Annotated in this window: 25 protein-coding genes; 4 read left to right on the top strand and 21 right to left on the bottom strand. The window is 45.6% G+C overall.

All coding sequences use genetic code 11. The features are described 5' to 3' along the window. Nucleotides 1-2 precede the first annotated feature (2 nt). Nucleotides 3-1,628, top strand: a complete 1,626-nt coding sequence (locus FD963_RS01380) for a TolC family protein (RefSeq protein ID WP_215362608.1) — start codon at nucleotides 3-5, stop codon at nucleotides 1,626-1,628. Here the strand turns inward: FD963_RS01380 and waaC are convergent. From waaC to rfbB, 5 genes are read right to left on the bottom strand one after another with little or no spacing between them, the layout of a single operon-like run. Then, the gene (waaC, locus tag FD963_RS01375) at nucleotides 1,625-2,692 is read right to left on the bottom strand and encodes a lipopolysaccharide heptosyltransferase I (protein ID WP_215362607.1); all 1,068 of its coding nucleotides are present in this window, start codon (nucleotides 2,690-2,692) and stop codon (nucleotides 1,625-1,627) included. The two genes, FD963_RS01380 and waaC, sit on opposite strands and share 4 nt — an antisense overlap. A 39-nt stretch (nucleotides 2,693-2,731) precedes the next feature. Beyond that, nucleotides 2,732-3,298, bottom strand: coding sequence for a dTDP-4-dehydrorhamnose 3,5-epimerase (rfbC, locus tag FD963_RS01370; RefSeq protein WP_215362606.1), 567 nt, complete (start codon nucleotides 3,296-3,298; stop codon nucleotides 2,732-2,734). After that, on the bottom strand, nucleotides 3,295-4,224 hold the full coding sequence (rfbA, locus tag FD963_RS01365) for a glucose-1-phosphate thymidylyltransferase RfbA (RefSeq protein WP_215362605.1): 930 nt from the start codon (nucleotides 4,222-4,224) through the stop codon (nucleotides 3,295-3,297). Before rfbA ends, rfbC begins: the two co-directional genes overlap by 4 nt. A 40-nt stretch (nucleotides 4,225-4,264) precedes the next feature. Beyond that, complete coding sequence (gene rfbD / locus FD963_RS01360) at nucleotides 4,265-5,239, bottom strand: dTDP-4-dehydrorhamnose reductase (RefSeq protein WP_215362604.1); 975 nt, start codon at nucleotides 5,237-5,239, stop codon at nucleotides 4,265-4,267. Nucleotides 5,240-5,266: 27 nt separating this feature from the next. Beyond that, entirely contained in the window at nucleotides 5,267-6,325 is a 1,059-nt protein-coding gene (gene rfbB, locus FD963_RS01355; protein ID WP_215362603.1) for a dTDP-glucose 4,6-dehydratase, read from the bottom strand. Nucleotides 6,326-6,487: 162 nt separating this feature from the next. Here rfbB and FD963_RS01350 point away from each other — a divergent pair, with 162 nt between their 5' ends. Continuing rightward, nucleotides 6,488-7,444, top strand: a complete 957-nt coding sequence (locus tag FD963_RS01350; RefSeq protein ID WP_215362602.1) for a glycosyltransferase family 10 domain-containing protein — start codon at nucleotides 6,488-6,490, stop codon at nucleotides 7,442-7,444. A 43-nt stretch (nucleotides 7,445-7,487) separates the two neighbouring features. Here FD963_RS01350 and FD963_RS01345 read toward each other — a convergent pair whose 3' ends face one another. The 8 genes from FD963_RS01345 to FD963_RS01310 form a co-directional block, all read right to left on the bottom strand. Then, nucleotides 7,488-8,216 carry a glycosyltransferase family 25 protein gene (locus FD963_RS01345; protein ID WP_215362601.1) on the bottom strand — a complete coding sequence of 243 codons (729 nt, stop codon included), beginning with the start codon at nucleotides 8,214-8,216 and terminating at the stop codon, nucleotides 7,488-7,490. 3 nt (nucleotides 8,217-8,219) lie between these two features. Next, nucleotides 8,220-9,122 carry a DUF6492 family protein gene (locus FD963_RS01340; RefSeq protein ID WP_215362600.1) on the bottom strand — a complete coding sequence of 301 codons (903 nt, stop codon included), beginning with the start codon at nucleotides 9,120-9,122 and terminating at the stop codon, nucleotides 8,220-8,222. Next, entirely contained in the window at nucleotides 9,119-10,462 is a 1,344-nt protein-coding gene (locus tag FD963_RS01335) for a glycosyltransferase (RefSeq protein ID WP_215362599.1), read from the bottom strand. Before FD963_RS01335 ends, FD963_RS01340 begins: the two co-directional genes overlap by 4 nt. A gap of 10 nt (nucleotides 10,463-10,472) precedes the next feature. After that, the gene (locus FD963_RS01330) at nucleotides 10,473-11,432 is read right to left on the bottom strand and encodes an aspartate carbamoyltransferase catalytic subunit (protein ID WP_215362598.1); all 960 of its coding nucleotides are present in this window, start codon (nucleotides 11,430-11,432) and stop codon (nucleotides 10,473-10,475) included. Then, entirely contained in the window at nucleotides 11,432-11,932 is a 501-nt protein-coding gene (gene pyrR / locus FD963_RS01325; RefSeq protein ID WP_215362597.1) for a bifunctional pyr operon transcriptional regulator/uracil phosphoribosyltransferase PyrR, read from the bottom strand. Before pyrR ends, FD963_RS01330 begins: the two co-directional genes overlap by 1 nt. A 44-nt stretch (nucleotides 11,933-11,976) precedes the next feature. Further along, a complete protein-coding gene (gene ruvX / locus FD963_RS01320; protein WP_215362596.1) occupies nucleotides 11,977-12,390 on the bottom strand; it encodes a Holliday junction resolvase RuvX in 414 nt (137 codons plus the stop codon). Then, entirely contained in the window at nucleotides 12,383-12,922 is a 540-nt protein-coding gene (locus tag FD963_RS01315) for a YqgE/AlgH family protein (RefSeq protein ID WP_251367343.1), read from the bottom strand. Before FD963_RS01315 ends, ruvX begins: the two co-directional genes overlap by 8 nt. Nucleotides 12,923-13,048: 126 nt before the next feature. After that, the gene (locus FD963_RS01310) at nucleotides 13,049-13,756 is read right to left on the bottom strand and encodes a YdcF family protein (RefSeq protein ID WP_251367256.1); all 708 of its coding nucleotides are present in this window, start codon (nucleotides 13,754-13,756) and stop codon (nucleotides 13,049-13,051) included. Between the two features lie 178 nt (nucleotides 13,757-13,934). Here FD963_RS01310 and FD963_RS01305 point away from each other — a divergent pair, with 178 nt between their 5' ends. Both FD963_RS01305 and FD963_RS01300 read left to right on the top strand, forming a co-directional pair. Further along, nucleotides 13,935-15,407 carry a deoxyribodipyrimidine photo-lyase gene (locus tag FD963_RS01305; protein ID WP_215362594.1) on the top strand — a complete coding sequence of 491 codons (1,473 nt, stop codon included), beginning with the start codon at nucleotides 13,935-13,937 and terminating at the stop codon, nucleotides 15,405-15,407. Nucleotides 15,408-15,456: 49 nt separating this feature from the next. Next, complete coding sequence (locus FD963_RS01300; RefSeq protein WP_215362593.1) at nucleotides 15,457-16,296, top strand: symmetrical bis(5'-nucleosyl)-tetraphosphatase; 840 nt, start codon at nucleotides 15,457-15,459, stop codon at nucleotides 16,294-16,296. Between the two features lie 25 nt (nucleotides 16,297-16,321). On the opposite strand, the gene hemL is transcribed toward FD963_RS01300, so the two are convergent. The 8 genes from hemL to leuS form a co-directional block, all read right to left on the bottom strand. Beyond that, a complete protein-coding gene (hemL, locus tag FD963_RS01295; RefSeq protein ID WP_215362592.1) occupies nucleotides 16,322-17,623 on the bottom strand; it encodes a glutamate-1-semialdehyde 2,1-aminomutase in 1,302 nt (433 codons plus the stop codon). A 13-nt stretch (nucleotides 17,624-17,636) separates the two neighbouring features. Continuing rightward, nucleotides 17,637-17,807 (bottom strand): rubredoxin, encoded by a 171-nt coding sequence (locus FD963_RS01290; RefSeq protein ID WP_071464595.1) that lies wholly within the window; start codon nucleotides 17,805-17,807, stop codon nucleotides 17,637-17,639. 82 nt (nucleotides 17,808-17,889) lie between these two features. Next, nucleotides 17,890-19,326, bottom strand: coding sequence for a class I SAM-dependent RNA methyltransferase (locus tag FD963_RS01285; RefSeq protein ID WP_215362591.1), 1,437 nt, complete (start codon nucleotides 19,324-19,326; stop codon nucleotides 17,890-17,892). Nucleotides 19,327-19,397: 71 nt separating this feature from the next. Next, on the bottom strand, nucleotides 19,398-19,823 hold the full coding sequence (locus tag FD963_RS01280; protein WP_215362590.1) for a CopD family protein: 426 nt from the start codon (nucleotides 19,821-19,823) through the stop codon (nucleotides 19,398-19,400). A 29-nt stretch (nucleotides 19,824-19,852) separates the two neighbouring features. Beyond that, the gene (locus tag FD963_RS01275; RefSeq protein ID WP_215362589.1) at nucleotides 19,853-21,130 is read right to left on the bottom strand and encodes a glutamate-5-semialdehyde dehydrogenase; all 1,278 of its coding nucleotides are present in this window, start codon (nucleotides 21,128-21,130) and stop codon (nucleotides 19,853-19,855) included. A 32-nt stretch (nucleotides 21,131-21,162) separates the two neighbouring features. Then, nucleotides 21,163-22,224 carry a DNA polymerase III subunit delta gene (holA, locus tag FD963_RS01270; protein WP_215362588.1) on the bottom strand — a complete coding sequence of 354 codons (1,062 nt, stop codon included), beginning with the start codon at nucleotides 22,222-22,224 and terminating at the stop codon, nucleotides 21,163-21,165. Nucleotides 22,225-22,238: 14 nt separating this feature from the next. After that, nucleotides 22,239-22,766 (bottom strand): LPS assembly lipoprotein LptE, encoded by a 528-nt coding sequence (gene lptE / locus FD963_RS01265; RefSeq protein WP_215362587.1) that lies wholly within the window; start codon nucleotides 22,764-22,766, stop codon nucleotides 22,239-22,241. A gap of 21 nt (nucleotides 22,767-22,787) precedes the next feature. Continuing rightward, complete coding sequence (gene leuS, locus FD963_RS01260) at nucleotides 22,788-25,460, bottom strand: leucine--tRNA ligase (RefSeq protein ID WP_215362586.1); 2,673 nt, start codon at nucleotides 25,458-25,460, stop codon at nucleotides 22,788-22,790. Nucleotides 25,461-25,464 lie beyond the last annotated feature (4 nt).

Here is a 25,464-nt window from a genome sequence, read left to right as displayed (position 1 = left end):
ACATGATCCCAGCCCGTTTTAGACTTTCTCGACTTACCGCCTTTGGTTTGATCCTCAGTCAATCGCTCGGTCTTGGCACATGGTCATTTCAGGCGTTAGCCCAAAGTCCCAATGCCGCCGCAAGACCTGCTTTACCCACTCCTATGAGTGTATCTACCCTGATTGGGCTGGAGCAGCCGCCGCAGATAGCCCCGCCACCAAGCAAACCAGCAGTACCAGAGGTATCTGCACCCTCTAATTTAATTGGCAATAAGGGTGGCGCAACTAAAGGCCAGACAAACGATTTAATTCAGCTTTACCAAGAAGCCGCTTTTAGCGACCCAGTATTAACTGCTGCTCGCTTTAACTATCAGGCGAGCAAAGAGCTCTTCTGGCAAGGCTTCTCTTTATTGATGCCGCAAGCTAATGCCACCCCTGGTGGTACTCGCTACTATCAGCATGGAGTGGGCAGCACCGTAGTTTCAAACAACTCTGGTAACTCACGTGTGTTTGATCAAAAGAGCTACACGGTCACCTTAACTCAACCTGTTTTTAACATTGGTGCATTAGAACTTTTTAAGCAAGGCGACCTCAATACCAAGCTGGCGGATATGCGCTTTTTCTTGGCTCAGCAAGATTTAATTCTGCGAGTGTCGCAGGCTTACTTTGATGCACTAACCAGTCAAGACAACGTAGCGCTCTACAAAAATAAGAAGGATTTGATTAAGCAACAGCTTGAAGCAGCGCAGGCAAAGTTTGATGCTGGCTTGGCAACGATTGTGGATGTTAATACTGCTCAAGCAGCTCTGGATCTAGCAACCTCACAAGAGATCACTGCTCAGGCTGATCTGATTGTGAAACGTGGTGCACTGGAACAAATTGTTGGACGCCCAGTAGGAGCATTAAAGCCCCTGGTGAAGGATGCCAAAATTGAAGGTGTTCTCAAAGACCCTCGTAGCAAGAGCAAAGATTCTAAGGGCTATCCTATTGCTGAGAGCGTTAACCCATCACTTCCTCCCGGGCAAACTCTCGATGACTGGATCAACCAGGCTGAGTCAGCCAACTTTAATGTCTTAGCAGGACAACTATCAGTGAGCCTTGCAGAAAGCACTTATCGTGGAGCTCAAGCTTTAAATTATCCGACCGTGAATTTAGTTGGCACATCTGGCTACAACACTTCGAATGGCACACCCAATAACTACACGCCATCGAGCACCAATGTGTACAACAATACCTTGGCTTTACAGATGACTATTCCACTGGTTTCTGGTGGATTTAATAGTTCTGTCATTCGTCAAAATGCTGCCTTGGTAGATGCAGCCAAAGCCAACTACGATAACTATCGTCGTACGGCCGCTCAAAGCACCCGGACTGCCTTTACAGGCTTTTATGGTGGCTTAGCTAGCGTCAAGGCTTATGAAGCAGCAGAACGCTCAACTACATCTGCATTAGAGTCCAGCAAACTGGGGTTCCAAGTCGGAACCTTAATTAATATTGATGTATTGATTGCATTGGATTCCGTTATTAACACTCGCTCTCTACTGCAGCAAGCACGCTATAACACCATCCTGAATGCCATTAGATTAAAAGCCCATGCTGCTGCATTAACAGATGAGGATTTAATAGCAATAAACTCTTTATTGCGTTAATTCAGCAAACTGAAAGAAGCCTCAATGACCTCTGCCACCTGTGGTGGCGATTGAATATCACCCACATTGCGAATATTGTTAGACCAGTAACCTTCGGTCTTCCATCTTGGTGAGTCGCAATAAATTTCTACTGTAGGTTTACCCAAAACGGCCGCAAGATGCGTTAGTCCCGTATCAACACCCACTGTTAGTACAGCGCCTGCAATCACAGAAAAAGCTTTCTGAATTGAAAAGGCAGGCGGCACTACTGCATTTGGGATATGTGCTGCAATCTCTTTGCTCACCGCTTGCTCAGCCAAATTACCCCAAGGCAGGACAACTTGATAGCCACGGGCGGCTAGCTCTTTACCCAAAGCTACCCAGCTTTCATTGGGCCAACGCTTGGCCTCTCTAGCAGTGGAATGAAAACATAGTACATAAGGTGACTTTAATTCCCTTGAGACCTCACTTGAATTGATATCCAAAGAATCAACGTAATTCTTTGGATAAAACTGAGGCGCAATCGCGCGGTCAACCAAGGGCCAATCTACAGCCGAGCACATTACCCAGCGTGAACGATCTACTGCATGGCATTGTGTTGGGACTTGCACAGACTGGCTATAAAAATAGCGGGCAATAGGTTCATACCCAGAAAATTCTGTTGCATTGGCAAGCCCTGAAATCACAGCGTTTGAACTCTTTTTAGCCAGAGCGCAAACAATGGCTGATTTGAGCAGGCCTTGAGTCTCAATGATCACATCATAAGAAGTTGCCTGAAGCTCTTTTTTGAATGCAAAAAACTGCTGCCAAGTAGAGAGCTTAAATAAATTCTTTTTCCAGCGACGCAAACCAAATGGAATGACGCGATCAATTCCGTTAAAGCCATTTTTACTGAGAAGTGGTTCAAGCAAATGAACATAACCCTCTTCAACCACCCAATCAATTTGCGCATGAGGTAAACGGGCACGTAAATCCCAAACAATCGGTAAGTTGTGCAGCACATCCCCTAAGGAGGAAAGCTTTACCAACAAAATCTTGGGATTGGACGGGAGACCCTTTGAGTAGGTCGAAGATAAATCACTCATCAGAGGATTATCTTATCATTTGAAAATTGCCGAAGGCATTCAGAACTTGGGTGCCGCATCCCATGAAAGACCGGCCGCATCCTTGGCATTCATATTGGGCTGGATACCAGCGGGCAAAGGCCACTCTATACCAACTATTGAATCATCCCAAGCAAGGCAAGCTTCACTCTGTGGATGATAGTAATCCGTCGTTTTGTAAAGAAATTCTGCTGTAGGTGTGAGCACCAAAAAGCCATGGGCCAATTGAGCAGGAATCCACAATTGCTTGTGATTGTCTGCGCTCAATTCAACACCAACCCATTTACCGTAAGTAGGCGAATCTTTGCGGATATCGACAGCCACATCAAATACACCACCAGCTACGACTCGCACCAATTTACCTTGAGTCTTCTCCATTTGATAATGCAAGCCACGCAAAGTCCATTGACGTGAAAAGGAATGATTGTCTTGCACAAACTGGACATCAAGGCCCGTTGCACTTGCAAAGTCCTCCGCATTAAATGACTCGGTAAACCAACCGCGCTCATCGCCGAAGACTTTTGGCTCCACAATATAAACATCATGAATCGCAGTAGGTGTTAACTGCAACTTAGAGGGAATGCTCATTTAGAAGCCTTCTTGGCAGACAGTGAAATCGGTTGAGCTGAGCTATTGAGCTCGTTCAAAATCTTACCCAAGTACTGACCATAACTATTCTTACTTAACTGTGCAGCAACCTTCTGTACTACTTCAGCGCTAATCCAACCTTGGCGATAAGCAATCTCTTCAGGACAGGCCACCATCAAGCCTTGACGCTTTTGCAGAGTAGCAATGAATCCTGCCGCATCCAGCAAAGAATCATGCGTTCCAGTATCCAACCAAGCAAATCCACGACCCATAATCTCGACATTCAGCTCATTCTTTTCAAGATAGACACGGTTCACATCTGTAATCTCGAGCTCACCACGAGCACTAGGCTTAATCGAGGCGGCAATATCGCAAACCTGATTGTCATAAAAATATAAGCCTGTTACTGCATAGTTACTGCGAGGCTTCAAAGGTTTTTCTTCAATCGACAGCGCTTTGTAGTCTTTATCAAACTCCACTACGCCATAACGCTCCGGATCATTCACGTGATACGCAAATACAGATGCACCCGAAGTGCGATCGTTTGCACTATTGAGTTGGTCTACTAATTCATGGCCATAGAAAATATTGTCGCCCAGCACTAATGCGCTTGGATTATTCCCAACAAAGTTTTTGCCTAGCGTAAATGCTTGCGCCAAACCATCCGGCGAAGGTTGCACGCAATACTCAATATTGAGACCCCACTGGGAACCATCGCCTAATAGTTCAGAAAATCGAGGGGTATCTTGCGGTGTAGAAATTAAGAGAATGTCGCGAATACCAGCCAACATTAGAGTGCTCAATGGGTAATACACCATCGGCTTGTCATAGACTGGCATTAATTGCTTTGAAACTGCCTGAGTCACTGGATAGAGACGGGTACCAGACCCACCAGCCAAAATAATGCCTTTGCGATTTGCAGCCATTTATAACCCCTGTTTCAGCATCTCTGGCAAACCTGAGGTATTAAATCAAACCCTTCAAGGCTAACTTGGATACGTATTCTTGAACCATGCCATCCCAGGCTGGGAAATTTGGCATATTTTGAGATTCATTATAAGAGTTTGAGTCTTTGGAAGCCTGATTTTGAAGGGTAGAGCGCAGCTTTTGACTATCCATACGGGAGTTCATTGGCCTTGGAGCCGGGAGTGGGTACTCAACCGCCAGAATGGGTTTAATTGCCCCCGGTTTGATCTTTAGCTCGATACCGGCATTCAGGGCAACCTGAATCGTAAGACAGGCTAAGCCATGCCAAGTAGTCTCACCTGATGGTACGGCGTGATAAATGCCCGATGGGAACTGCTTTAACTTCCATGCTGAATCTAATGCCAAATCCAGACTGACGCTGGCAAGCCAATCCGCACTAGTGGGCACGCCATGTTGGTCATAAATCACTTTTAATTCTTCGCGCTCTTTTGCCAAGCGCAACATCGTACGAATAAAATTACCACCATCCCCATAAACCCAACTAGTACGGAAAATAGCAAATTGACCTTTTGAAGAGTTTGAAAATACTTTCTCAATTGCCTCTTCACCAGCAGCTTTACTCTTACCGTAAATACCCAATGGATTACGAGCATCACCCTCAACATAAAAACCATTTTTACTGCCATCAAACACATAGTCTGTGGAGTAATGAAGAAAAGTAGCATTATTTTCTGCAGCATAATGCGCCATTAATTCGGGGGCTTTTGCATTTACCGCATAAGCCAAATCAACCTCAATTTCTGCTTTGTCAACTGCCGTGTAAGCAGACGCATTAATGATGAGGTCTGCTTTAGCTGCATTGAGTTGTGCAAGCACTTCCCCCTCTTTACTGAGATCGCATTCCGCTCTACCGAGATAAGTTATATGCAAATTTGCAGAGGCTGGAAGTTGGTCAAATAAAGCCTTGAATGCTTTACCCAGCTGACCATCTTTTCCGAAAACTAAAATATTCACGCAGTAATTTAATCTAAGTATTTGTAGTTAGTTGTATTGTTTTTGCAACCAGTCGCGATAAGACCCACTCACCACACCATCAATCCAAACAGGGTTATCCAGATACCACTGGACTGTCTTTCGAATACCCGTCTCAAAGGTCTCGGCTGGCTTCCAACCCAACTCGCGCTCCACCTTGCTAGCATCAATTGCATAACGGCGATCATGGCCTGGACGATCTTTTACGTAGGTGATTTGATCAACATAGGGCTTGCCATCTGCGCGGGGCTTAAGCTCATCCAAAATAGCGCAAATAGTTTTCACAACATCGATATTAGCCTTTTCATTCCAACCGCCGATGTTGTACGTCTCGCCCAATTTTCCTTTAGACAACACTTCACGAATTGCTGAGCAGTGATCACCAACATACAACCAATCGCGAATCTGTTGGCCATCACCATAAATAGGTAATGACTTACTATTGAGCGCATTCAATATCACCAAAGGAATTAATTTTTCTGGAAAGTGATAAGGGCCATAGTTATTGGAACAGTTGGTTGTTACTACCGGGAACCCATAGGTATGAAACCAAGCGCGTACTAAATGATCTGAGGCTGCCTTCGATGCCGAGTAAGGGCTATTGGGCTCATATGAATTTTTTTCAGTAAAAGCGGGGTCCGTTAAAGATAGTGAGCCATAGACCTCATCAGTCGAGACATGATGAAAACGGAATTCTTCTTTGGCCTTTTCTTCAAGAGTACCCCAATACTCACGAGCGGACTCTAGCAAATTAAATGTACCAACGATATTGGTCTCCACAAAATCTGCGGGCCCATGAATAGATCGATCCACATGACTCTCTGCAGCGAAATTCACAATGGCGCGCGGCTTATGTTCTTTTAATAATTTAGTAACTAATTCTTTGTCGCCAATATCACCATGCACAAATACATGGCGGGCATCATTCTTAAGAGAATCCAGTGTTGCCAGGTTCCCGGCGTAAGTTAATTTATCTAAATTAACAATTCCTTCTGCCTTCGGATCGGCCAGCCAATCCAAAACAAAGTTACCGCCGATAAATCCCGCGCCACCCGTCACTAAAATCATGCAACCCCCAAAACCCAGAATGAAGTTATAGAGCCTTTAAATGCTCAACTGACCTCAATGATACCAACTCATCAATCTGGGATTTGAGCGTTTTCGAGACGTTTATCAAGGTAGTTATTACAATTGAATACTTCATATAGGCATCTAGAAAGTAAGGTATTTATGACTGCAATCAGAGTATCCGCTGTAGGGGTGCCCAGCGACTATAAAACCAGCCTTGTACCTGCCATATGCCATAACCTCGGCTATCAAATTGAATGGGTTGAGCCCAAACAATGTGATTTGATGATCATTGGATCATTTCATAATTTTGGTAAAAAGAAGTTAGCATGGTGCCCTAAACCCCTTAGACCCTTGGTTAGCGGCATAAATAATGGGATTCAATCCATTATCCCCGCATCAAATAAGCAACCTTTAATCCTTTTCCAGACTGGCGAGAATCTTCGGCATGATTTTGTGTGCAATGACTATGCGCTCACTTTTGATCTGGGGATTTCTAGCTCTCATCACTTCCGCATGCCTTATTGGATGGAGGTAGCTGATTGGTCATCAGAAGGGGTGACTGGCAATACCAACCCCAGATATGGCAAATTGCTAGATGTTAATCGCCTCCTTCAGCCGCTTGGTCATGATTTTCTGATGCGCCCGCAAAAGGCGGCGATATTTGCATCACACCTCAGAGAGCCTAGGGGCACCCTATTAAATGCCGTTAAGAATCAAATCGAGGTGGTGGAGTTTGGAAAATCATTTAATCCACTCATCAAAAATCACTCTGAGAGCGGCTTAATTAAATTTGACGAGCTCCAGGCGTTTGCCTTTAACTTATGCCCCGAAAATGGCATGCACCCTGGTTACTACACCGAGAAAATTCCAGAAGCCTTTATGGCGGGATGTCTGCCTATTACCTGGGCCGATGAAAATGTAAAAGTCGACTTTAATCCGCAAGCATTTATTAATTTAGCGCCAATGTCAGCAGATCACTTCGCTGAACTAGGCCAGATACTGCATTCGAAAAGCAAGCTTGCTCAGTATGCAGAGCAGCCTTTGCTATTACAGAAGCCTTCACTTGATCCCCTAAAAAGCTACCTAAAGAACCTTATTCAGACAGCCCTTAGTTAACAATAATCTGACGATGGCTGTTAATGTAATAGCGGTTGTTTTTTTATTTTGGAAACCAGGGGTCTTTACTCAGCACCCTATCAAATGCTCGGGCAACCGATCTCCATCGCTTGCGTAAGCCTTTAACGGGTGAACGCTCAGAGCGATCAGCAATAGTTGATTTAGCACGCGTAATATCCACTGGATATGGGCGAATTGCTAAAAACTCCAAGCCATGTTTTTGATGATGCTCTAGAAAATGATCTACTGGCTCATAGATATCTGCAGAATTCTGAATTAACTGCTTTGCTATCTCTGGTTTTAATAGGTATGCGGTTGCGCCGACAGCATCGCCTTCATTTCTAACAAATGTTACGCCTGATTTTTCAAACAAGATCTTGCAGGGAACTTCATACAAACCCTGGAGTCTAAGGAAATCCCAGCAGTCATCTGCCTCGAGAATGGTGCCGAGCACACTCTCAAAATTGGGCGCTAGAACAAAATCATCTTCTAAAACTAGAGTGGGGGCATTCTCACTTACACAACGCTTCCATGCCTCTTTATGAGAGAGATAGCAACCAATCTCATTGGGGGTTAATGCATAACCCTGCAGTCTTTTCACCTTAGCTGGCTTGTATTCAATTGGCCCTGAAGTCAAAGCAGAGCCATCAATGGCATCCAGAAAAGACCAAGGTAGAGAAATTTTTTGCATCTCTTTCTCGACCTGCTTCCTGCGATCAAGCGATCTTTGCAATGAAATAACAAAAATTTTGATATTTAAAGGTGCTGACATGAATTAAAGGTAACTCTGTAAATAACGGCCGAAACGTTTGATGCGGCGAAGGGTAAGGGAGGCGAATGACTTAGTAGACCCACCAAAGTCCATTCCAGAATCCCAATTTGATTGATAGATCACGCCCAAGTAATTTTCTTTTAATTTACCCTCAGACTCGCCCGTTCTGCGCAGCAGATAGTATTGCCAATCATAGTAATAAATCCTAAATAATTGCTCGATTGGATACAAAGGAATCGCACGATAGTTCAATAAAGCCTCGAGATATAAAAGCGTCTCTGGATGTTCGTTATTCGTGATATCCCAGAAATGCAACCCTCTGGGTTCAAGATATTGACTATCGAGAGACTGCCAAACCTTGGCCGACCAAATAAATGGTGGGCATGGGCAATAGTAGTTAGGACCTACCCTAGAAAATAAGGCCTTTACGCAATCACCCTCTTTACGAAGATTGGCCTCAACCTTTTCATGTCCTCGGTTAATTGCCAGCTGGAAAAATTCTTTATTTTGATAGATGACTGTGTATGGAGTGCCATCAGCACTTAAAAAGTCAGACCGATGGAAATCTTTAATAAAGACACAATCTGAATCGAGACAAACATAATTCTCAGCTAAACCAAGACGCCAAAACTCCGATTTGATGGCTTGCTGACTTAGGCCACCAGATCTCGTTTTTTCGATGCCAGCGGGAACTCGAGGATTGGAAGCAATAATCGACTCATCAGAAACCCACTGGTACCCAGCGCCTTCTCCCAAAACCGATTGCAACTCCCGATATTGATCTGCGGGAGTAGAAATATAAAAGGGGATTTGGTCGACGTTGTATCGATTTATTGAATCTAGCAAGCGCTTAAGACGCAAAAAGTCTCTGCGGTAAGATTTGCAATAGAGGACGATATCTTTCAAGCGCTTCTTTCAGTTTTAGCCTGCACTTCAGAAAGTATTCTATATGCAGCTTGATTTACACCAATCGGAGCGCCTTTGGGCGCTACCAACTGTTTACTTTCCCAGTCCAACCATATTCTCTCTAAAGCCAACTCAACGGCCTCAGAATCATTTTGAGGACTCAAGTAAGCCGAGCGCTCCAATAACATTTGATCCAATTGAGGGTTGCGATGGGTAATACCCCAAATGGGCCTGCCCGTCCAAAGATACTCATAGAACTTAGAGGGGATGTATTCTGCGCACCACTCATCATTGCCATGCAAAAGAATTAAAACATCCGCAGATTGCATTTTCTCAACTACACGCTCACGTCCTGACTTACCAGTAGCGGGATCTTTTTCTAAACGTCCATGGGCAAGTAAAACATCGTCAAACGCTAAATGTTTGAGAGCATCCACGGTTAATGAATCTAGAGGCGCTCCATAGGCGTGCACCCGAATATGCTTTCTTGCTTGAGGATATTTCTTAAAAAGCGGGACTAAGGCATTCAGAATGGTGGAGAGAGAACGATCCTTTGCTAAGGAGCCAAAGTGACACAGATTCAAATACTCAGAATACTGATGTGTTTTCTCGCTAGTTGACCCACCAGGCGGTTCAGCCCCTGGAAGAACCATAAAACCATGAGCATTATTTAAAGTATTTAAATTAGGGTTGCGTACCTTTGCATAATGTACGGCGCCATCGGTAAACCACCAAGCTAAATCGGCATATTTGCAAATTTGCCTTTCTAAATACTGTCTAAAGCGAGCATCGCGGTTACTAGGCTTTTCAAAGCCGGGATCATCTGGACTCTGACGAATGACCAATGGATCATGAATCTCTACTATCCATGGCGCGCCTGTTTTTTTCTTGAGCCATAAACCCGCTAAATGAGCAGACCATGCTCCACCCGTTGAATAAATCAGATCAACTTTGCCAGACCGAATTAAATGTAGACCATGAAGATAGGCAGGAATCGACCAAGACCATTGGCTGGAATAGCCAAGAACAAACTTTTCTAAGGCAATAAAGGGAGTAAGCAGTAAAGAAACAATGCCGGTTGAAACCTTATAGAAAAATCCCCTGCCGTATTGGTTTGCAATCCAGTGACGAAAATCAAATCGAAACGCTGCTGGGCCCCAAGCTAGAAATTGGCGATGGGGAAAGCGTTGATCTTTAATACCGGTGATGGCACTAAAGACAATAGGCTCAATACCCGCTTCTAGAAAATAAGGAATCTTATCGGTAATTGTTTGGCTTGAGGCGCGGCCATCCATATTGAAGCCATGCGACAGAATCAACCAACGTTTTTTGGACTGCATGCTTGTGATCTTAGTTACCAGCAACTATAGACATCACAGCCATGCGCACAGCAATACCAAAGGTGACTTGATTCAGAATGACTGACTGAGGACCATCAGCAACAATCGAATCAATTTCGACACCGCGATTCATGGGACCAGGGTGCATGACGATAGCATCTGACTTCGCCAAGGCTAAACGTGTAGGCGTTAAACCGTATTGCTTAAAGAATGCGTCACCTTCAGGCACTTGCCCGGCTTCCATGCGCTCCTTTTGAATGCGCAATGTCATCACTACATCAACATCTTTTAAGCCTTCTTCCATGTTGTGGAAAACTTTAACGCCGAGCATATCTAAATTACTTGGAAGCAAACTTTCTGGGCCAATGGCGCGAATGTCTTCGCAACCTAATGTGGTCAACGCATGAATATTAGATTTGGCTACACGGCTGTGAACGATGTCACCCACAATCGCCACTTTCAAACCCTTAAAGTGTTGTTTGAAGTGACGCATCGTATACATATCCAGCAAACCTTGAGTTGGGTGCTGATGACTTCCATCGCCAGCATTCACAACGTGTACATGCGCTGGTACGTGGTTTGCAATTTCAATAGGGGCTTTAGAAACACCATGTCGCACAACAAAAATATCTGCCTGCATTGCTACTAAGTTATCAATCGTATCGAGAAGACTCTCGCCCTTAGCCGTGGAAGATGTGGAAATATCTAAATTGATCACATCCGCAGATAAACGTTTTGCAGCAATCTCAAAAGTGGTTCTAGTGCGAGTGGAGTTTTCAAAAAAGAGGTTGAAGACACTTTTGCCCCTGAGCAGTGGCACTTTTTTTACTTCACGCGCAGGGTCAGTCACGCTCACAAACTGCTGCGCAGTATCCAAAATATGGAGGATCTGCTCTTTGGGCAAGCCTTCAAGTGTTAGAAGATGCGTTAACTCGCCAGCGGAATTAAATTGATTGACTAGCTGATCCATTATTCACGCTCCTCTAACTGAAAGCTGAACTTGCCAGCGGTATCTTTCTCTAAAACCAGAATTTGATTCTCCGGAACTTCTATCTGCTCACCAACAAAGTTGGCGGCTACTGGAAGTTCGCGATTCCCTCGATCAGCCAGAACCATCAACTCCACTTGAGCAGGCCGGCCGAAATCAAATAACTCATTTAAAGCCGCGCGAACAGTCCTACCCGTTAACAAAACATCGTCAATCAAAATCACATTGGCGCCGTTTACATCAAAAGGTAAATGCGTAGTCATGGTACTAGCAGTCCGTAAAGCCGTCATACCCTTCTCCGCATAATCATCCCGATGAAAAGCCACATTAATTACTCCAAAGTGTGGAAGCCCTAAATCGTGAGCCAAACGCTCAGCAATCCAAGCGCCTCCCATGGCGAGACCGGCAAGTTCAAAGGTGCCCTCTTGCGCTCTCTTACGCAAGTTCTCTAGTAATTTTCTGTATAACTGTTCAGCGTTCATTCTTTAGTCCGGTGCTTATATCAACTCTATTTTTGTAACTATTTTTAATTTAAAGACTTCGCGCTTTGCTCTGCAAAATACTGCTCTAAGATCAAAACGGCAGAATGGGCATCTAGATTGTCGTACATCTCTGGATCCCCCTCCAAAACGGCTGACGTATAGCGCTCATCGACCCAAACAACCGGCAAATGAAAGCGTCCATGTAGCTGATTGCCAAAGCGGGTTGCTTTAGATGTCATCTCATGGGGTGTGCCATCTGGATGGGTTGGCTTTCCAACCACCAATTGGTCTGGCTGCCACTCCTTTAATAGAGACTCAATCGCCTCAAAAAGGGCATCGCCAGTTGGCGCTGCAATCGTCTTTAAAGCTTGTCCCGACTTGGATATCGAGTTTCCAACTGCCACACCCACTCTGCGAGTTCCATAATCAAAAGACAGTATGGTCAATGCCTTAGGCATGCCCAGCCTCACCAGACAGATGAGACAAATCAAACCCTAGGTGGCTCACCGCCTTCTCGTAACGCTGGCTCGATGGCGTATTAAAGATGATCTCAATCATTTGCTCACGTGCCAGCGGAACATTCATCCAGCCATTCAGCGTAATTTCTTCTTCAAGTTGACCGGCACCCCATCCGGCATAACCCAAGGTCATCAAAAAATGTTGCGGTCCTTTACCTGCAGCAACTGCCTCAAGAACATCCTTTGAAGTAGTCATCGTCAAGCCGCCCGGAATAATTAAGGAGGAGCTATAAGGAGACAGCGAATCAGACTCATGTAAAACAAAGCCGCGCTCTATCTGAACTGGGCCGCCAAAATATACCGGCTGCTTTAATAAAGGGGCAATTTCCAATTTCAACTCAATCTTGTCAAAGAGGGTCTCTAAATCAACCTCGGTAGGTCGATTAACCACCAAGCCCATCGCACCTCTTTCGGTATGCTCAAAGAGATAGATAACGGAACCAGCAAAATTGGGGTCAACCATACCCGGCATAGCAATTAAAAACTGATTGGCGAGATGGTCTGCAGAAAATGAAATTGATGACTCTGACACAGAAGCTCGTTCTGAAGCAGGGGGTGCTTTTTTAGCAGAAGTCATATGGCTTATTTTACAGAATATCTAGATTTTTCCGGTAATCCAGTAAGCAAAAAGACCAACTATTTCATGAACTAGGATGTTCCAGTTGTGAGCTCCATCCACCAAGTCAAACATCGTCCACTGAAGGCTATTGGCCGTTTGATAATCGACCAACATTGGTAGCACTACTAAACCCTGTTTTTGGAAAATCTTGGTAGAGCGGTACATATGGCTGGCGGAGGTAATTAGAAGCCATGGCTTCAGCTCCCCTGATTCCGTTTTTAAGCCAAACTCCTCAATCATTGGCTTCATATGAAGCGCATTTTCATAGGTATTTCGAGATTGATTTTCGTAATGCGCGTTCTGCTCGCTTAAGCCCTGCTCTTGAATCAACCGCTTAAATGCATCCGCCTCTGTAACTCCCTTAGGCGTTATGCGCCCTGAATAACCGCTGAAGATGAATGGCACATTGGGGTTCTTGCGTATTAACTCGAACGCTTTAGTCACCCTTTCAGCGGATGAGTAGATTGAAATCTCGCCACGATCAACGGCAATCTCGCCTCCATCAATGGCGCCACCCAGAATAATGATGCCGCCCATTTCATTATTCGATAATTTTGTAATCTCAGTTTTGGACACGGCATTCTCAAGCCCTCTAAGAAATACTTCAGATGCGGGAAGCCAACCCACCAGAGCAAGATCTACCAAAGCTAGCGCCAAGAATCTCTTACAGAGGTGCGGTTTTCGCAAGGATAAAAAGAGAAGGGCCAGCAAAACGAAAATAGGCACCCAATTGAGCGGCTCAATGCAAAATTGCACTACCTTCGAGAGAATAAAAAAGATCGTATCCATCATTCCTTAGGATCTTAACCTGTCAGCCCCGCCTAGCCGCCTGCATTTACCTTAAATAAGCCCTAATATAGGGGCTATGCAAAAAGCTCTCGTTTGGCTCCGCCGTGACCTCCGCCTTTATGACAATGCCGCGCTTCACTACGCCCTGAAAGAAAGTGGCCAGGTTTGGCTCACCTTTATCTTTGATACGGAGATTCTCAAGCCATTATTGAAGGGTGATTTAGATGCCAACGGACTCAAGCATGACCGCCGATTAGATTTCATCTGGCAGGGCATAAAGCAAATTGATGATGAGCTTCGTAAACAAGGTGGTGGACTCATCGTTCGCTTTGGAAAACCCACTGAATGTATTCCTGAAATTGCTAGAGAGCTAGGCGTCGAAACTGTCTTCACAAACCATGACTACGAACCTTCAGCGATTGAAAGAGATGAAACTGTAAAAGCGTCCCTAGAAAAGTTAGAAATTCATTTTGAGAGCTTTAAAGATCAAGTTATTTTTGAGAAGAAAGAAATTCTTACAAACTCAAATACTGTCTTTTCAATCTTTACACCTTATAAAAATAACTGGCTCAAGACTCTTCAAGAAAAAGATCTTACTGCCTATGAGTGCAATCCAAAGCCTAAGCAATTGGGAGTCTTAACAAAAAAATTAGATCAAAAACTCCCCTCTCTAGAGTCGATGGGATTTTGCCCTACCGGCATTGAAAGCTATCTGCCACCTGGCTCAGAAGGTGGGCAAGCTTTCTTAGAGGACTTCTTACCCCGCATTGATCAATACCAAATTGGCAGAGACTTCCCCGCAATTAAAGGCGTAAGTTATCTCTCTACGCATTTACGCTTTGGCATGCTCTCTATCAGAGGCTTGGTGCGTGAAGCTCATCGACGTATGCTAGCTGGCAGTATGGGTGCAACCATTTGGCTGAGTGAATTAATCTGGCGTGATTTCTATTTCATGATTCTCGCCAATCATCCCCGTCTTGCAACGGGAGCATCTTTTAAACCAGACTACGACAACATCATTTGGGAATCTGGCTCTAAAGCTAAAAAATTATTTACCGCTTGGTGCGAAGGTAAAACAGGTTACCCATTAGTTGATGCGGCTATGCATCAACTGAATCAAAGCGGCTATATGCACAACCGCTTACGCATGGTGGTGGCAAGCTTTCTGACTAAAGATTTGGGAATAGATTGGCGTTGGGGCGAAGCGTATTTCGCCGAACATCTCAATGACTTTGAGCTTTCCTCGAATAACGGCGGATGGCAGTGGGCCTCCTCATCTGGATGTGATGCCCAACCCTACTTTCGCATCTTTAACCCCATTACCCAATCAGAGAAGTTTGATCCGGAAGGCAAGTTCATCAAGCGCTACCTACCGCAACTCGAAAAGCTCTCTAAGAAGTCTATCCATGCCCCATGGAAGGCCGGCCATATTGAATTGGAAGCCGCTGGGGTAGTGATTGGACGAGACTACCCACTTCCGGTAGTAGATCATGATGAAGCGCGAAAAAATACCTTGGTGCGTTACAGCGTAGTCAAAAAAGTCGCCTAATACACAGAATCATTAGAGCCCTATACACAGTTCCGATTTAAGATAGGGTATGAGCAAGATCTACGCCATAGGCGATGTGCAGGGCTGTGCGCCCTCCCTCAAAGCCCTCGTTAAAAAACTTCCCCAAAAATCAAAGATGATTTTTTTGGGAGACTTGGTTAATCGCGGCCCTGATTCTCTTGGCGCATTACGCCAACTAAAATCCCTACAGGAGTCGGGTCGCGCTGAATGCATCCTTGGCAATCATGACCTACACCTCCTAGCAATCGATGCAGGACTTCGCAAATCGAAAGGTCTGGATACCATAGAACCCATACTGTTGGCGCCAGATCGCAGAGAACTCATTCATTGGATTCGAAACCGTCCAATGGCGCTTAGTAACGGCAATGTTTTAACTGTGCATGCGGGCGTCCTGCCACAATGGGACTTACAGCAAACGATTGAATGCGCGCAAGAAGTAGAAAAAACTTTACGTGGCAAATCATATAAAGATTTTCTAGCCAATATGTATGGCAATACACCAAATCAATGGAGCAAATCTCTGAAAGGTTATGAACGCCTACGCGTCATTACCAACACCTTAACCAGGATGCGTTTCTGCACACCAACTGGAAAAATGGAATTTGAAAGCAAGGAAGGCCTAGAGCAAGGCCCTAAAGGCTATATCCCTTGGTTCAAGGTACCCAGCAGAAAAACCCAGGACGTCCTCACCTATTTTGGCCACTGGTCTACATTGGGCTTATTGCGTCAAGACAATGTGATTGGACTGGATACCGGCTGCGTGTGGGGTGGGAAGCTCACTGCTCTGGAGATTTCAAGCTCCAATAAAGACTCCAAAAATCTAGAAATTATTCAGGTGAGTGGCTATGACCACCCACTCCGAATGTAATTTCTTTCTGGAAGCAAAAACTTTTTTAAAGTTTTTTGAATGATTTCTCAGCAGCAGCAATGATGGCATCGACCACAGCATTGTCATGTGCAATGGATGTAAAGCCAGCTTCATAAGCTGAAGGCGCCAGATAAACACCTTCATCTAACATCAGATGAAAGAATTTCTTAAACGCATCAATATTGGTTTTCGTAACCGCTTCAAAAGTAGTTGGCACTTGATCGGCAAAGTAAAAGCCAAACATACCGCCAACGCTGTCCACAGCAAAAGGAACGTTGGCCTTATCTGCAGCTTGTTTTAAACCCGCCATCAACTTTTCTGTTTGGCCAATCAAGCATTCGTAGAAACCTTCGCGAGAAATAATCTCTAAAGTTTTTAGGCCTGCAGCAACTGCTACTGGGTTGCCGGATAAAGTACCCGCCTGATAAACATTACCCAGCGGAGCTAGCTTAGACATAATCTCTTTCTTGCCACCAAACGCCGCCATAGGCATACCGCCGCCCATGACCTTACCAAGGCAAGTGAGATCAGGGGTGATGCCCTGCAAGGATTGAGCGCCACCTAAGGCAACCCTGAAACCAGTCATCACTTCGTCATAGATTAAGACGCTGCCATACTTACTCGTCAAGCTTCGAATGGCTGATAAAAATTCTTTTGAAGGCTGAATGAGATTCATATTGCCAGCAATAGGCTCAATAATGACCGCAGCAACTTGATCGCCCTGTTTTTTAAACACTTCTTCAATAGCCGCTACATCGTTATATGGCAGCACTAAAGTGTGTTTCACCAAATCCTGCGGAACGCCACCAGAAGAAGGCGCATTTTGAGTAGAGTCCGCAAAGGTAAGTAAGCCTGAGCCTGCTTTGACCAAGAGGCTATCGGCATGGCCGTGATAGCAACCCTCAAACTTAATAATTAAGTCACGGCCAGTGTAACCGCGAGCCAGACGCAAAGCACTCATTGTTGCTTCAGTTCCGCTAGAAACCATACGTACTTGTTCAACGCTTGGCATCAATGCGCAAATGCGCTCAGCTAATTCAACTTCACCCTCAGTAGGCGCGCCATAACTAAAACTGGTTTCGGCAGCTTTTTGAACTGCAGCTACCACTTCGGGATTGGCATGGCCCGCAATCATCGGACCCCAAGACATAATCAAGTCTATATAGCGCTGACCGTTGGCATCCCAAAAATAAGGGCCATTAGCTTTAGTGACAAAACGCGGAACTCCGCCTACCTGACGAAAAGCTCGTACCGGGGAGTTAACACCCCCAGGGATCGTCTTTTGTGCACGCTCAAATAAAACTGCGTTTTGATCTACTTTTGCCATCATTACTTCCGAATTAAATTGCCATCATTTCAAAATCTTCTTTACGGGCCCCGCACTCTGGGCAAGTCCAATTCATGGGGACATCTTTCCAAAGCGTTCCCGGTGCAATACCTTCATCAGGTAAACCAGCGGCTTCGTCATAAACCCAACCGCAGATCAAACACATATATGTTTTAAATTCCATCACTCCACTCTCCGAATATTTTTTAGCTGTTCAAATTTAGCTGCATTAAGCTTGCTCTATTATTTTAAGGTTTTTGAGTGCTTTAAGCTGGTCGCTTGGCATGCATTTCAAACTTGAATAAACGGCACTCCAAAGGACCATTAAATAGAGGTGTGCGCTTAGATTCTTTAATGCGTAGCTGACCTGGCAAAGCCATATCTGCCGTCAACACAAAGATATTCCAGCCGCCAAAATCTTCTTTGAGGTGCTGACCAAATTGACGCAAAAACTCCACAAACTTTGGATCCTGCTCTTCTTGAGCTTGAAGTTTCTTCAAAGACTCACGACTTGAACGCTTAGCACTTTGACGACCAGTCTCCAAGTTCAATTCAAAACGATTATCAGGCTCGTCATCGTAATTAGCGTCTTCACTAGAAGTGCGATCCTGGCCACGTCCGCCTTTAATAACCAGACGCTCGCCATAAGGGGGATTTAATAACATAACACCCTCGCTAAGATTACCTGGGGCTTTGGCCGCCAATGCATCAACTTGACGCACTACCGGCTGATCGGGTAATTGGGCTCTTTGCCAATTGCCTTTGAACATTGATACTAATTTCTCGTTGATATCACCACCGGATATTTTCAGAGCATCGACACTTGGATATTGCTTACGATTTTCTAGCATCAAAGCAAGCGCCGCTTCTTTCAGATCTACCCAGCGCTTTTGCTCGGCAGTTTCATTAAACGGCTTAAGCCTTTGAAACCCAAAGCCATGAGCAGATGTCACTAAAGGGCGATAAGCCAATCGACTTGGCTTGGCATCATCACCATACATCCCCGCACGAATAGCGCCCGGTGGAACAGCTAAGGCTATCTGCGCAGCCTCAATCAGGAAGGTGCCACTACCGCACATAGGATCAAATAAAGTCTGACCCGGCTTCCAAGAGGTAATCGACAAGATACCTGCTGCTAAGTTTTCCTTCAGGGGTGCGTCACCCTTTTCATCGCGCCAGCCCCGCTTAAATAATGCTTCACCCGAAGTATCCAAATAAATCGTGATTTGAGTAGCTGTTAAATGGGCCTGCACTCGCACGTCCGGGAACGCAGTATCGATACTAGGACGGTCACCAGTTACATCACGTAAACGGTCAACGATGGCATCTTTAATTTTGAGAGTTGCAAAATTTAAACTCTTTAATGGGGAGCGATGTGCTGTCACATCCACTCGTAAAGTCTGCTTTGAACTAAACCACTCCTCCCACGCCAATCCGCTCGCCAATTTATACAAGTCCTCTTCTTGTCGATAAGGTGCTTGAGCCATTTGCAATAACACCCGACTCGCAATACGGGAATGCAAGTTCAGCGCCATTGCAGCAGAAATCGGTGCAGCAAGACCAACACCACCAGTAGGGCTAGTGGGCGTAGGATCAATTACCCATACTCCTAATGCCTTACATTCTGGGCGTCTAGCAATCTCTGCTAGCTCCTGGGCAAGCGGCACTTCTAAACCGCCTGGACAAACAACAAAAAATCTCATGGGGCTAACAGTCTTTAAATAAGTGGATTAAAAAAAATAAAACAGTATTCAGTAATATTAAAAATCTAGCCTTAGGGCTTAAACAATACCAAGGCAACAATAATGACCAACAAGATAACTGGCACTTCATTAAACCAACGAAACCAAACGCCAGATCGCCTGTTGACGCCTGTGCGAAACTTCTTAAGTAGACTTAAGCAGGCATGGTGATAACCAGCCACCAAAATCACAAAGAACAATTTGGCATGCATCCAGACATCGCCAGCACCAATGCCAAAGTAAAGCCATAGTGTCAAACCCAGCAGTACCGCTGGCACAGCAAGGATAGTCATAAAGCGAAAGAGGCGATCTGCCATACCCAATAAACGGGCATAAGCATCAGAGTTTTTCTCTTCGGCCAAGTTCACAAAAATTCTGGGCAGGTAAAACAAACCGGCGAACCAAGAGGTGATAAAGACAATGTGAAAGGTTTTTACCCAGAGGTAGGCATTGCTCATATGTGGTTTACTCTATTTATCTTTTTACTTTATGACCGAATCTCGCCATGGCCCATAACCACATACTTCAATGAGGTCAAGCCATCCAGACCAACAGGGCCACGGGCATGCAATTTGTCATTAGAGATACCGATTTCAGCTCCTAAGCCATACTCAAAGCCATCTGCAAAGCGAGTGCTGGCATTAACCATCACGCTAGCACTATCCACTTCACGCAAGAAGCGATCGGCCTGGGCTTTGTTATTGGTAATAATGGCATCAGTATGTTTGCTGCCGTATTGCTCAATATGATTCATGGCTTCATCGATATTAGCCACTGTCTTAATAGATAAGATGGGAGCCAAGTATTCAGTTTGCCAATCTTCTTCTTTGGCATCGACTAGATTCTGAAAACCATTTGCCTCAAGCGTTTTTCGTGTCAAACCGTCAACCCGCAACTCCACACCTTTATCTTGATAAATCTTGCAAAGCGTTGGCAAGACTTTCTGTGCAATATCTTGATTGACTAACAAGGTCTCCATCGCATTGCAAGGGGCGTAGCGTTGCGTCTTGGCGTTATCACACACCTTCACCGCCATCGCAACATCTGCATCGGCATCAATATAAGTATGACAAATACCATCCAAGTGTTTAATCATTGGCACACGTGCTTCAGCCATGAGGCGGGCAATCAAGCTCTTACCGCCGCGAGGCACAATCACATCAATATATTGGGTCATCGTGATCATTTCACCGACGGCGCTACGATCGGTAGTAGCCACCACCTGCACAGCATCTTTAGGCAAGCCAGCAGCAGCCAGACCTTCTTGAATAATCTGAGCTAATAAAGTATTTGAATCAATTGCCTCAGAACCACCGCGTAAGATCACGGCATTGCCAGACTTTAAGCACAATGCTGCCGCATCAATGGTGACGTTTGGGCGAGACTCATAAATGATGCCAATAACACCCAAAGGGACACGCATCTGACCTAACTCAATGCCGGAAGCCTGCTTTTGTAAAGCAGAAATTTTTCCAATTGGGTCATCCAAGGAAACTATTTGCTCTAAACCCAAAGCCATAGTTTCAATCGTTTTAGGAGTCATGGTGAGGCGATCAATAAAAGCAGCATCTTGGCCACTCCCTTTCGCACGCTCTACATCGACTTGATTAACTCTCTGAATTTCGGCGCTCTGCTGACGAACTGCTTTAGCAATATGCAATAAAGCCTGGTTCTTTTGCCCACTTGATGCACGTGCCATTGCCCGCGATGCGACGCGCGCTCGCATTCCAATGTCTTGCATCATTTCTTGAATAGATGAAATCATTTCTTAATCTCTTATGTCTTGTTTCGCACTTCTTAACGCAGTAAATTTCCAACTAAACGCAAACCATCCCATGGATCGGCAGGCAATTCAGCCGCATACAAACCCTTTACTTGGCGATCCAATCCTGCCGCAACCTGCATTGCTCTTCGCAGCTTGAGGGGCTGAACCCTTCTCAACGCCGCTGGGTATAAACGCTCTTTATTTCCCCAAATTCGGTTAGCCCGCATCAAGTTCTGCACAGATTCACCAGCATCACTAGCTGCTTTCAATTTAGATAGTATCCGAAGCTCTTCGGTGACGCTCCACAGAATCAATACCAGCGGCTCGCCCTCACCTTTGAGGCCATCTAGCATGCGATTGAGCCTAGCCAGATCTGCAGCCAGCATTGCTTCAGTCAATTCAAACACGTTGTAGCGTGCCACCTTCAGAATGGATGAGCGAATTTGCTCCTCGCTTAGTTTTCCGACGGGATATAACAACCCCAACTTCAATATTTCTTGATGGGCGGCAATTAAATTACCCTCTACTTGATCGGCAATAAATTCAAGCGCGCGCTGCCCTTCAGGGCCGGACTCCACCTCTTGATCTTGGCGCTTTAAACGCCCAGAAATCCACTGCGGCAAGTGACTGCGATCCAAAGAATCTATCTGAATAGCCATACCGGCATCGTCCAAAGCACTGAACCACGCAGAAGTCTTAGTCTTGCCATCCAAGCGAGGCAACACAATACAGACAACGGTATCTGGACCATCAGGCCCGGTTAACTGAGAGGCAATTTGCGCAGCGAACTGCTTTAAAGCATCCGCTCCATCGCGCCCAGGCTTACCGGTTGGAATACGCAACTCGACCAAACGCTTGTCTCCAAACAAAGACATGGTCTGACCTGCATTCAGAAGAGCACTCCAATCAAATCCACGCTCCTGCAACAAGACTTCGCGTTCAGTGAAGTTTTGTTTCTTGGCAGCGGATCGCAATTGATCCATCGCCTCCATCATCAACAGCGGCTCATCGCCACTAAAAACATACAGCGGCAACATAGCGCCACCAGAACTCAAGGACTTGAGGTGCACTTGTAAGGCATCAACTTTAACCATGCCTTAATTGACCTCTAGAAAGCTCTTGATTGCGGCGCTCTTGCAGCAGCAGCGACGCGACGTAAGATTTGAATAGCCAAATCCTTACGCATGAGAGTTAGGAATTGCTGAATCTGAACATCAGTAGCCAACACCGTTGAAACTGTGAAGTCCATATCGCGAGTCATGTAAATTTCCGCCTCAGGAACAATTTCTGCTCCAGCTAAATCAAAGGCTCTAAAGCCAACACGAATATTGAGGCGATAAGCTGATACTTGACCATTGGAGTTGTAGGCCAAAATCTCACGACCATTAATATCGTTGGTGATTTCCAAGATGAGATCTGCATCTTTGGGATTAATGGCAACCTTGGCATCGGTGCCAGTCAAGATCGCTGCCTGCAAGTCTGCTCTCAGTGGTGGAGATGGGTTACCCGTAATCGCAATAACCTTGAATGGTAAATCCACCATGCCCCGCAAGCGATACCCGCAAGCAATCAAGCCACTCAGAGGTGCTGTGGCAATTAAACCCAGCATTGCACGTCGCAGGTGATTTACGCTCATCGCTTTAGTTTCTATAAAAGGTTAGGCAACAATATTGACCAAACGACCGGGCACTACAATCACTTTTTTCGGTGAATTGCCATTCAAAGCTTTTTGTGCGGGCTCACTTTGTAAGGCCAATGACTCAACCTGCTCTTTGCTGGCATCTGCTGGTACCTTAATATCGCCACGCAACTTGCCATTAATCTGGAGCATTAAAGTAATTTCAGTCTGAATCAAGGCCGCTTCATCTACTGAGGGCCAAGAAGCATCCAGCAATGGGCCAAAGCTCTTGGCATAGCCCACATCTTTCCACAACACATGAGTGAGATGGGGAACAACTGGGTAGAGAACGCGCAATAGGATACTTAAGCATTCACGTAGGACAGGCGCACTAATTGTGGCACCCTGATCCAGCTTGATTGGCTCAAGAATATTGAGCATCTTCATCGCCGCAGAAACCACCGTGTTGTATTGACGACGTTGATAGTCAAAATTAGCTTGCTTCAAAATCGTATGCACTTCACGACGCAGTTCTTTTTCAGCATCACTCAAGTTACTAGGCAAGCTATCAGAAGCGTCACGCAATGCGCCTGCTTGAGTGTTGGAATACATCCAGACCCGACGCAAGAAACGAGAGGCGCCATCCACACCAGCGCCAGACCACTCCAACTGTTGCTCAGGAGGGGCGGCAAACATCACGAATAAACGCGCAGTATCTGCGCCATATTGATCAATTAATGATTGAGGATCAACGCCATTGTTCTTACTCTTAGACATCTTCTCAACACCACCAATGATGACTGGTGCATTTGAAGCGTCACCTATCAACTTGGCGCCTTGCGGACGACCCTTTTCATCAAGATCCAATTCCACATCCAAGGGGTTAAGCCAAGTCTTTTTACCCGAAGCATCTTCAGAATAGTAAGTCTCATTGAGAACCATACCTTGGGTCAGCAAATTCTGGAAGGGCTCGTCAAACGTGATGAGATTGAGATCGCGCATGACCTTAGTCCAGAAGCGCGCATAGAGTAAATGCAAAATTGCATGCTCAATGCCGCCAATGTACTGATCCATCGGCATCCAATATTCATTGCGCTCATCGACCATAGTCTTAGCATTGGGTCCGGTATAGCGCATGAAATACCAAGAGGAATCTACAAAGGTATCCATGGTGTCAGTTTCACGGCGCGCAGGCTTACCGCACTTCGGACATTTGACGTTTAAGAAGTCCGCGCGTTTATTCAACGGATTACCGCTGCCATCTGGCACACAATCTTCCGGCAACACGACTGGCAGATCTGCCTCTGGAACAGGCACAGCTCCACAACCAGGATTACCCTCATCGCCACAATGAATAATCGGAATTGGGGTACCCCAATAGCGCTGACGAGAAATTCCCCAATCGCGCAAGCGATAGGTGGTTTTGATTTCACCAATACCAAGCTTTTCTAATTCTTTCGCAACAGCACTCACAGCCTCTTCATGCGATAGACCGTCAAACTGAGCACTATTAAAGCAAACAACACCCTCTTTTTGGGCATACCAATCTTCCCAGCGAGTGGTATTAAACATAGGAGATTCGCCTTGAAGTGCGATCACTTGCTTAATTGGCAAGTCGTACTTGAGTGCAAAAGCAAAATCGCGCTCGTCGTGCGCAGGGACACCCATCACTGCGCCATCGCCATAAGACATTAATACGTAGTTACCGACCCAAACTGGGACTGGCTCGTGCGTCAATGGATGCGTGACATACAAACCAGTGAACATTCCCTCTTTTTCTTGGGTAGCTAAATCAGCCTCGATCACGCTACCTGTTTTGCATTTCTCAATGAATGCGGCAAGCTCGGGATTGTTAGTAGCTGCTTTAGCAGCCAACGGGTGCTCAGCCGCTACCGCACAGAACGTAACGCCCATGATGGTATCTGCACGGGTGGTGAACACATACAAAAGACCATCTTGAATAAAGTTACCGTGATCGTCAGCAATATCATGCTTAAAAGCAAAGCGTACGCCCCGACTTTTACCAATCCAGTTTTGCTGCATGGTCTTGACACGCTCAGGCCAACCCAAGCCATCTAAACCAGAAAGCAATGGTTCTGCATACGCAGTGATATTGAAGTAATAACCAGGGATCTCGCGCTTCTCTACTAAAGCGCCAGAGCGCCAACCACGACCATCAATCACTTGCTCATTCGCTAAAACCGTTTGATCAATTGGATCCCAATTCACGACTTGCGTTTTACGATAGGCGATACCCTTTTCGAGCATCTTTAAAAAGAGCCACTGGTTCCAACGATAGTAATCAGGGCTACAGGTAGCAACTTCACGTGACCAATCAATTGCTAAACCCATCGCAGCCATTTGCTTTTTCATGTAAGCAATGTTGTCGTAGGTCCACTTAGCGGGGGGCACTTTATTCTGAATCGCTGCATTTTCAGCGGGCATCCCAAAAGCATCCCAACCCATAGGCATGAGAACATTAAAGCCTTGCATGCGAAGCTGGCGCGCCATTACATCGTTAATGGTGTAGTTGCGCACGTGCCCCATGTGGAGCTTGCCAGATGGGTAAGGCAACATTGAGCAGGCATAGTACTTTGGCTTCTGCTTGCCCTGCGCATCCACTGCGTTCTCTGCCACTTGATAGACTTGCGCACTTTCCCAATCAGCTTGCGCTGCCGCTTCAATACTGCGGTAGTCGTAATCCTTACTCATTCTT

The organism is Polynucleobacter sp. JS-JIR-II-50 (genome assembly GCF_018687895.1).
Classification (GTDB): domain Bacteria; phylum Pseudomonadota; class Gammaproteobacteria; order Burkholderiales; family Burkholderiaceae; genus Polynucleobacter.
This window is presented reverse-complemented; position numbering and strand designations above follow the sequence as displayed.

What these genes read in the sequence shown, in the direction of transcription:
- FD963_RS01290 (WP_071464595.1), bottom strand. Translation starts at nt 17,807, where the DNA reads ATGGAATTTAAAACATATATGTGTTTGATCTGCGGTTGGGTTTATGAC.
- holA (WP_215362588.1), bottom strand. Translation starts at nt 22,224, where the DNA reads ATGGTTAAAGTTGATGCCTTACAAGTGCACCTCAAGTCCTTGAGTTCT.
- FD963_RS01280 (WP_215362590.1), bottom strand. Translation starts at nt 19,823, where the DNA reads ATGAGCAATGCCTACCTCTGGGTAAAAACCTTTCACATTGTCTTTATC.
- rfbB (WP_215362603.1), bottom strand. Translation starts at nt 6,325, where the DNA reads ATGATTTTAGTGACGGGTGGCGCGGGATTTATCGGCGGTAACTTTGTT.
- FD963_RS01335 (WP_215362599.1), bottom strand. Translation starts at nt 10,462, where the DNA reads ATGCAGTCCAAAAAACGTTGGTTGATTCTGTCGCATGGCTTCAATATG.
- FD963_RS01345 (WP_215362601.1), bottom strand. Translation starts at nt 8,216, where the DNA reads ATGTCAGCACCTTTAAATATCAAAATTTTTGTTATTTCATTGCAAAGA.
- FD963_RS01315 (WP_251367343.1), bottom strand. Translation starts at nt 12,922, where the DNA reads ATGCCGGGTATGGTTGACCCCAATTTTGCTGGTTCCGTTATCTATCTC.
- lptE (WP_215362587.1), bottom strand. Translation starts at nt 22,766, where the DNA reads ATGAGCGTAAATCACCTGCGACGTGCAATGCTGGGTTTAATTGCCACA.
- pyrR (WP_215362597.1), bottom strand. Translation starts at nt 11,932, where the DNA reads ATGAACGCTGAACAGTTATACAGAAAATTACTAGAGAACTTGCGTAAG.
- FD963_RS01305 (WP_215362594.1), top strand. Translation starts at nt 13,935, where the DNA reads ATGCAAAAAGCTCTCGTTTGGCTCCGCCGTGACCTCCGCCTTTATGAC.
- FD963_RS01300 (WP_215362593.1), top strand. Translation starts at nt 15,457, where the DNA reads ATGAGCAAGATCTACGCCATAGGCGATGTGCAGGGCTGTGCGCCCTCC.
- FD963_RS01330 (WP_215362598.1), bottom strand. Translation starts at nt 11,432, where the DNA reads ATGGATCAGCTAGTCAATCAATTTAATTCCGCTGGCGAGTTAACGCAT.
- FD963_RS01285 (WP_215362591.1), bottom strand. Translation starts at nt 19,326, where the DNA reads ATGAGATTTTTTGTTGTTTGTCCAGGCGGTTTAGAAGTGCCGCTTGCC.
- ruvX (WP_215362596.1), bottom strand. Translation starts at nt 12,390, where the DNA reads ATGCCTAAGGCATTGACCATACTGTCTTTTGATTATGGAACTCGCAGA.
- rfbC (WP_215362606.1), bottom strand. Translation starts at nt 3,298, where the DNA reads ATGAGCATTCCCTCTAAGTTGCAGTTAACACCTACTGCGATTCATGAT.
- hemL (WP_215362592.1), bottom strand. Translation starts at nt 17,623, where the DNA reads ATGGCAAAAGTAGATCAAAACGCAGTTTTATTTGAGCGTGCACAAAAG.
- FD963_RS01275 (WP_215362589.1), bottom strand. Translation starts at nt 21,130, where the DNA reads ATGATTTCATCTATTCAAGAAATGATGCAAGACATTGGAATGCGAGCG.
- leuS (WP_215362586.1), bottom strand. Translation starts at nt 25,460, where the DNA reads ATGAGTAAGGATTACGACTACCGCAGTATTGAAGCGGCAGCGCAAGCT.
- FD963_RS01350 (WP_215362602.1), top strand. Translation starts at nt 6,488, where the DNA reads ATGACTGCAATCAGAGTATCCGCTGTAGGGGTGCCCAGCGACTATAAA.
- rfbA (WP_215362605.1), bottom strand. Translation starts at nt 4,224, where the DNA reads ATGGCTGCAAATCGCAAAGGCATTATTTTGGCTGGTGGGTCTGGTACC.
- waaC (WP_215362607.1), bottom strand. Translation starts at nt 2,692, where the DNA reads ATGAGTGATTTATCTTCGACCTACTCAAAGGGTCTCCCGTCCAATCCC.
- FD963_RS01380 (WP_215362608.1), top strand. Translation starts at nt 3, where the DNA reads ATGATCCCAGCCCGTTTTAGACTTTCTCGACTTACCGCCTTTGGTTTG.